Source organism: Pelorhabdus sp. sgz311002 (genome assembly GCF_056134285.1).
Genome location: NZ_JBWBCL010000004.1, coordinates 345,059 through 352,343, shown reverse-complemented (window position 1 = coordinate 352,343; position 7,285 = coordinate 345,059). Strand labels below are relative to the sequence as shown.

Genomic DNA, 7,285 nt, shown 5'->3' with positions numbered 1-7,285 from the left:
CCAGAGAATTCGAGCAGCGGTTGTTCAAACTGACTGCCTTTGATCGTTTCTTTCTTCATGGGGTTCGCTTTCGGCGATACCTTCATGGCATAATCCCACAAAGCTTCCTGCTCTGTCTGCGTAGCTAGCGGCTGCATAATGAGCGCTTTTTCTTTGGCCGGACAAACCTGCGCACAGTTGCCGCAGCCGGTACAGTCGAGGGTGGAAACAGCCATTCTAAAGGACAAGTCTTTGGCGCCAACAGCTGGTTTTACGACAAATCCTGCTGGAGCTGCCGCCGCTTCGCTTTCACTCACAAGGATCGGGCGAATCGCCGCATGAGGACATACATAGGCGCACTGGTTACATTGAATACATTTGTCAGCCTGCCACTCTGGTACGTTAATGGCAATGCCGCGTTTTTCATAAGCCGCTGTGCCCACAGGATAGGTGCCGTCTTCTACCGGCAAGAAAGCGCTGACTGGTACTTTATCGCCATCTTGACGATTCACTGGAACAAGGATGTTTTTAATAAAGTCAGGAACTTGGGCTGTTACCGCTTCCGTGCTTTCGGCCTGGGCCCAAGCGGCTGGAACGTCTACTTTCACGCAAGAAGTGACACCACGATCAATCGCCGCCTGATTCATCGACACAACTTTTTCGCCTTTTTTGCCGTAAGATTTTACGACGGCTTCTTTTAAATAATTTGCTGCCGCTTCCACGGGAATGACATCAGCAATTTTAAAGAAGGCTGCCTGCATGATCATATTGATGCGTCCGCCAAGACCGATTTCCTGGGCAATTTTCACGGCATCAATTGTATAGAATTGAATCTGTTTCTCCGCGATATAACGTTTCATCGCTGCTGGCAGATAGGCATCCAGTTCTTCGGCATTCCAACTACAGTTGAGGAGGAAATTACCGCCGGATTTCAGGCCTTCTAAGACATTGTATTTATCCACATAGGATTGGTTATGGCAAGCGATAAAGTCCGCTTTGTTGATAAGATATGGCGCTTTAATCGGCTGTTTGCCAAAGCGCAAATGGGAGATCGTTACGCCGCCGGATTTTTTCGAGTCATAAGCAAAGTAGGCCTGAGCATACAAGTCCGTATGATCGCCAATGATTTTAATGGCGCTCTTATTAGCCCCGACGGTGCCGTCAGAACCAAGACCCCAGAACTTACAAGCTTTCGTACCCACTGGCGTCGTATCAATATCTTGGCCAAAAGGCAGCGACGTGTGATTCACATCATCAATGATTCCGACCGTAAAGCCGTCTTTCGGTGCATCCGCCTTGAGGTTGGCAAAAACGGCTTCAATGTGGCTCGGAATGACGTCTTTGCCGCCCACGCCGCAGCGTCCGCCGACGATGACAGGGTGCCAGTCGCTCGTATAGAAGGCCGATTTTACATCAAGATAGAGCGGCTCAGCCAAGGAGCCCATTTCTTTCGTCCGGTCGAGAACAGCGATTTTCTTGACGGTTTTCGGAATGTATTTGAAGAAATGCGAGATCGAGAAAGGACGATATAAATGTACCGTCAAGAGACCCACTTTTTCGCCTTGCTCATTTAAATGATCCACCACTTCTTCAATGGCTTCGCACATGGAACCCATAGCAATAATCAAGCGTTCGGCATCAGGCGCGCCATGATAGTTAAAGAGGTGATATTCACGGCCGGTAAGCTTCGTAATTTCTTGCATGTATTCTTCCACGATTTCCGGCAAAGCGTCATAGTAACGGTTCGTGACTTCGCGCTGCTGGAAGTGAATGTCGGAATTTTGTACGGTACCGCGCAGAACCGGATGATCCGGGTTTAAGCCGCGACGACGGAACGCTTGAACGGCATCCATATCGACGAGTTTTTCCAATTCATCATATTCGAGTACTTCAATCTTTTGAATTTCATGAGACGTTCTGAACCCGTCAAAGAAATTGAGAAAAGGAACGCGGCCTTTAATGGCTGCTAAATGGGCGACTGCCGCCAAATCCATGACTTGCTGTACACTGCTTTCAGCAAGCAAGGCAAAGCCAGTCTGTCTTGTCGCCATGACATCAGAGTGATCACCGAAAATGCTGATCGCATTAGCGCCAATCACGCGGGCGCTCACATGAAAGACGCCTGGTAAAAGTTCGCCAGCAATTTTGTACATGTTCGGAATCATGAGCAAGAGACCTTGCGAAGCCGTATAGGTCGTTGTTAACGCACCAGACTGCAAGGAACCGTGTACAGCACCAGCAGCGCCGCCTTCTGACTGCATTTCTACGACTTCTACAGTCTGTCCGAAAATATTCTTACGGCCTTGTGCAACCCATTCATCGACGCTTTCAGCCATATTCGATGACGGCGTAATTGGAAAGATTGCCGCTACATCAGTAAATGCATAAGAGATATGGGCGGCGGCTGTATTGCCGTCCATTGTTTTCATTTTTCTTGCCATAATAAAAAATCCCCCTAACGGCCATGGCTCATAAAAGCCATGGCCGTATTAAATTATAAAGATAATACAAAACGAGTCATTAACATAACAATTGCTGAATCAATTAGAGCTGCAGCCACCATGATTGGGAACCATTTTACATTTGTCTGCGAAACCATGATTACGCGAACAAAATTGCCAACCAGCGTTCCCATCATCATCGTAGCTGGGAAAAGAATCGTGGCCTGAGCCGCAGTAATCACGCCTTCGTTATATAAATTAGCTGCCGTAGCTGCGCCAGCTGCTTTAGCAAAAAAAGCGGCAATTAATACAACAATGGATTCTCCTGGCAAACCGAAAATAGCCATAACTGGACTCAGATACTGACCTGCCAGCGCCATAACGCCCAGTGTATTAAGAATTTTTACCAATACAAAGCCTAGAATCAATGCTGGTAAAATGACTTCGACCATCAAATAGAAACCTTTTTTCGAACCAGCCATGAAAACTTCGATCATATTAGGCTGTCTTTTTGCAACCTCAGCCATTAGCAACACTTCCTTCCTGTGCTCTTTTTCTGTTGTATGCGATAAGTAGTCGAATTAAATTCGTACCAACAAATTTCGCAACAACAATCAGCCCCATGATAGCGCCAGCTGACAAGACTGAGATCGGCAATAACGGCGCACCAGATGCTAACGTATTTGATACAACAGCAGAGCCAGGAAATAAATACGAAGCTAACAAGGTTCTTTCATCATCGGTAATCAAGCCCTCTTCATAGAGGTTTCTAGTTAATACGGACGACACATCTGTGCTGGTAAAACTGCTCATAAAAGCCAGACCACTTACACCAGGGATACCAAGTAGAGGTCTTAAAATAGGCCGGAAAAATACGCCAGCTGCACGAATCGCGCCATTTGCTTCCGCCACTTCCACAATTCCCAGTGCCAACATAACGATAGGTCCTAAAGCAAGGGCCTGTAAAAAGCCATCGCTGGCGCCGGAACCGCCTTTACCAACAAAAGTGGCTGCTCCCGAAATTTTACCAAAGCCGCCAACTAAGACCTGAAAGTCAAAAGCGCTAAGAGGTCCGGCATGCGATAAAAGTCCGGAAAAGCACAGTATAACGGCAATAAGAGAGATCCAGCCTTTCCAGGTGATTTTTTCTTCAACTACGTTACTCATCATTGATCCCCCATCAAAAGTATTCAAATAAAATCAAATAGGAAACTAAGGAAACATCATACTACTATTTTTTTAATTCATCTAATTTCAAGACACAAGCAACAAGAAGCTTGGCTCTTTCAAATAAACTATCAAGCAAGGCAAATTCTTCGGGACTATGATTTCTGCCGCCTTTAACGCCCATAGCGCATACAGTCGGAACGCCAGCTAAGACCGAATAGGCTGAATCAGAAGCACCGCCAACAAATTTAGCATAAGGAGTGCCAAAACCATTTTCTTCATAAGCCGCTTTTACGATTTCAAATAAATTTTTCACGCCGTCTGTTGTTTTCATCGGCTTAATGCCTTCCATATAAGTAACAGTGCTTGTCGTTCCAGGTACATGAACATCATCAGCAACTGCCTGAACCTGACGCATAATTTCTTCTAAATCATCAGGGTCCTTATAGCGAACATCAATATAAACCTTGGCATATTCAGGAACTGTCGTAGAAGTTGTGCCACCCTGGATTACGCCAACATTAAAGCTAATTCCCTTATCCCAATTTGTTAAAGCTTGTACACCAATGACTTTATAGGACATTTCTAAAATAGCATTTCGTCCATTTTCAGGATCATTTCCGGCATGAGCAGCAACGCCTTTTACTTCCAGCATAATACGCGCAACGCCTTTGCGGCCCACAACAACCCCATTATCAACAAAACCAGTTTCTACATTAAAAGCAGCGGCATAGCCTTTTGCTTCTTCAATCATAAGTTCAGGTGCATTTGACTGAGCATGAAGTACTTCTTCGTCGCCTGCTAATAAAACTTTAATCGCCCGTGAATCATATCCGGCATTTTTAAGAGCCTTAATGGCATAAAGAGCCGCTACGATACCGCCTTTCATATCAAGGACTCCCGGTCCATAAACCGTACCGTCTTTGATCGTAAAAGGTCTTTCCGCTAAAGCGCCCGCCGGACAAGCAGTGTCCATATGACCTAAAAATACAACACCCGACTTGTCTTCATTGCGACCAAGTTCACCGACAAGCAAGCTGCCAGCTTTCTCAAACTCAACCAGACGAACTTCGGCGCCTTCTTCCTTTAATATCTGGGAAAAACGATCTGCCACCTTATTGATACCGGGTTTTTCATGCGGGCCGCTTTCAATCGAAACAACCTCTTGCCATAAAGCGACCATCTCTTCCTTATGAGCGTCAATGAACTGAAATGCTGCGTTTTTCTGTTGGTTCATGCTATGCCTCCTAAAAGTTTTTTTATTAAAACTCTTAAAATATTTAAGAGTTAGTAATAATAAGTATTTGAAAAGTATATTTTTCACTGAACATTTCGTTTTTTCAGTCTATTTACTTCCCGAAAAAAGTGCTTTTACGATGTAATTTTGCCTTCTCGTAAAAAGCACCTCTATGTACTCTTTTAGTCATAAATTCTTTAATATTCAGTATCTTACATTCGATTTTCGAAAATCGAATATTAAAAAAATAAACTAACATTTAGCTTAAATACTTCATCAAATTCTCACTAGCATTCTTCATGTGTTTACGCAAAATATCCTGCGCCGCCTGTATATTTCTTTCCTGGCAGGCTAACAGCATCGCTTGATGCTCCTCTTGCGACCTGGATTGATACTGAAGGATTGATAAATAGAGCCTCATATATCGTTCCACATTATTATGCATGTTGCGAATTAGTTTTAATAAGGTTGGACGTTTTGCCGACTGATATAAGATTTCGTGAAATTGCCAGTTTAGCTCACTCAGTTGCTGCGTGTGACTTTCCGTCTGCGCTTGTTTAAGAATCGCCGCAGCTTCAGCAAAATCTTCCTCTGTCAGTTCCGGAATTGCTAACTCTAAGGCGCCAAGCTCCAAGAACAGACGAATATCAAAAATTTCTTGAGCTTCTTCTGCCGTTAAAGCTTTTACGATAACACCGCGATTGGGATAAAAACTTACAAGATCTTCCGCCTCTAAAGTTTTCAAGGCTTCCCGCAATGCACTCATACTGACACCAAATTTTACAGCTAACTCTTCCTGCTTTAACTGAACGCCACCATTGAGTTCACCAGAAAGAATCTGCTCTCGTAAAATATGGGTAATCATGCCTGGCAGAGTACGATATGAATCCTTTATGTGATTGTGAATGTTCTTTCTCATGTATTTAATATTATATTCTATTCATAATCTTGTAAATAGATTTTTATTTTGTATTTTGTATACTTTCGAAAAATTCAGTGGCTAAAGCTTATTCCGCTTTAGCCATATTCAATAATTTATCTCCCACTACTTGGAGGTCAATTATTTTTTCCGTAATTAATTGGGTCGCATTCGCCTGTTCTTTCGTGATTTTTGCGGTCTGCTGCGTATAGTCAAAAACTTGTTTGACCGAATCTTTCAAGTTGCCAAGCGTCTGTTTGATCTCTTTGGCCGATTCATGACTTTGGCCGGAAAGTTTACGAACTTCTTCCGCTACTACGGCAAAGCCGCGACCATTCTCGCCAGCCCTAGCCGCTTCGATCGCAGCATTTAAACCAAGCAAGTTCGTTTGCCCGGCAATTTGTTGAATCGTAGCAAGAAAATCATCCGTATTGTTTACATGAAGCGCTGCTTTATCTGAGAGTTGCGCTACATCTTGCATCGTAGCCGTTAAATCTTCCTGCGACGCATTCAATTCTTCAACAATCGCTACGATATTGGCAATGGACTGATTGACTTGCTGCGCTTGCTCCAATAACAATTTTTTATTATAATCAGCCTCAATTTCGCGACAAATAACACCAATTGCAATTTTAGCCAATGGTTTTGTAAAAACAGGGTCACCGCCCAGACCAAAACTGCCAATCCATTCATTTTTATAGATGATTGGAAAATGAACCCCCATTTTACTTGCCCCTGCTGACTGTTTTTCATCCTCAGCGGTTACAATGCGATACGGAATTCTTTCTGCAAGAACTTTCTTTGATCCCGCATGAGCACTGCCAATTCGGCTGACATCTTTGGCTGCTATAATCGTACCTTCTTCATTACAAATTACGGCAGCAACACCTGTTTCATTAAAAAGAAAATCAACTAAATTCTTCGCTGTCTTCTGATCGATTTTTTGATCGATTCTTTCATTCATCCCGCTTCGCCCCTCAAATTGATTTACCATTTTAATAAAAATAGCGATACAAAAAGCATCTTTCATGGTTTTTGTATCGCCCTCATACACTATTGTATTTTAGAAGTTAAGACAAGTCAAATAAAAATGCGAAAGTCAAAATTATTTATGCTGTCCTAAAACTGTTTTCGCTTTCTACAAAAATATCCTCGTCTTCATACTGCGCCACATCCGGATACTTGTTTTACAATTAATTTTTTCAAATATATCTACCTTTTATGTCTTAAAATCTACGTGTTCGCCAATGCCTTCCGGCGAATAGTGCGCGCGATTGGCTCCACTCGTTTCCTCTTCCACTTCTTCAAAAACCATACTCTGTTGAAATAAATCATCTTTCAGTTTCGATCTATATTTCTGTCTGCGATGCAATTTTACTGGTCTAATACCGCGAACCGATCTTATCTTTCGTATCGGTTGCACTGGCTTGATTTCACGATCCATAAAACCACCTCCCAAATTATAAAAATAGGTTTGATGAACGTAAAAGGCCCCAATAATTTATAAAGTATTAAATCATTAGGACCTTTTTTATTAAACTT

Annotated in this window: 7 protein-coding genes; all 7 read right to left on the bottom strand. The window is 43.0% G+C overall.

Going from position 1 to position 7,285, the window contains the following annotated elements; all coding sequences use genetic code 11:
* Positions 1-2,420: pyruvate:ferredoxin (flavodoxin) oxidoreductase (gene nifJ, locus AC0NJP_RS09245; RefSeq protein ID WP_474699619.1), on the bottom strand; the 2,420-nt coding region annotated here is incomplete at its 3' end.
* Between the two features lie 53 nt (positions 2,421-2,473).
* Complete coding sequence (locus tag AC0NJP_RS09240; RefSeq protein WP_474039465.1) at positions 2,474-2,947, bottom strand: nucleoside recognition domain-containing protein; 474 nt, start codon at positions 2,945-2,947, stop codon at positions 2,474-2,476.
* Positions 2,940-3,590: a nucleoside recognition domain-containing protein gene (locus AC0NJP_RS09235; protein WP_474039466.1), complete on the bottom strand. Its 651-nt coding sequence runs from the start codon at positions 3,588-3,590 to the stop codon at positions 2,940-2,942. The genes AC0NJP_RS09240 and AC0NJP_RS09235 overlap by 8 nt, the downstream gene beginning before the upstream one ends.
* A gap of 61 nt (positions 3,591-3,651) precedes the next feature.
* Complete coding sequence (locus AC0NJP_RS09230) at positions 3,652-4,824, bottom strand: M20 family metallopeptidase (protein ID WP_474699618.1); 1,173 nt, start codon at positions 4,822-4,824, stop codon at positions 3,652-3,654.
* 259 nt (positions 4,825-5,083) lie between these two features.
* Positions 5,084-5,743 (bottom strand): GntR family transcriptional regulator, encoded by a 660-nt coding sequence (locus AC0NJP_RS09225; protein WP_474039468.1) that lies wholly within the window; start codon positions 5,741-5,743, stop codon positions 5,084-5,086.
* An 88-nt stretch (positions 5,744-5,831) separates the two neighbouring features.
* Positions 5,832-6,707: a methyl-accepting chemotaxis protein gene (locus AC0NJP_RS09220; RefSeq protein ID WP_474039469.1), complete on the bottom strand. Its 876-nt coding sequence runs from the start codon at positions 6,705-6,707 to the stop codon at positions 5,832-5,834.
* A gap of 255 nt (positions 6,708-6,962) precedes the next feature.
* Positions 6,963-7,187, bottom strand: coding sequence for a hypothetical protein (locus AC0NJP_RS09215; protein WP_474699617.1), 225 nt, complete (start codon positions 7,185-7,187; stop codon positions 6,963-6,965).
* Between the last annotated feature and the right edge of the window lie 98 nt (positions 7,188-7,285).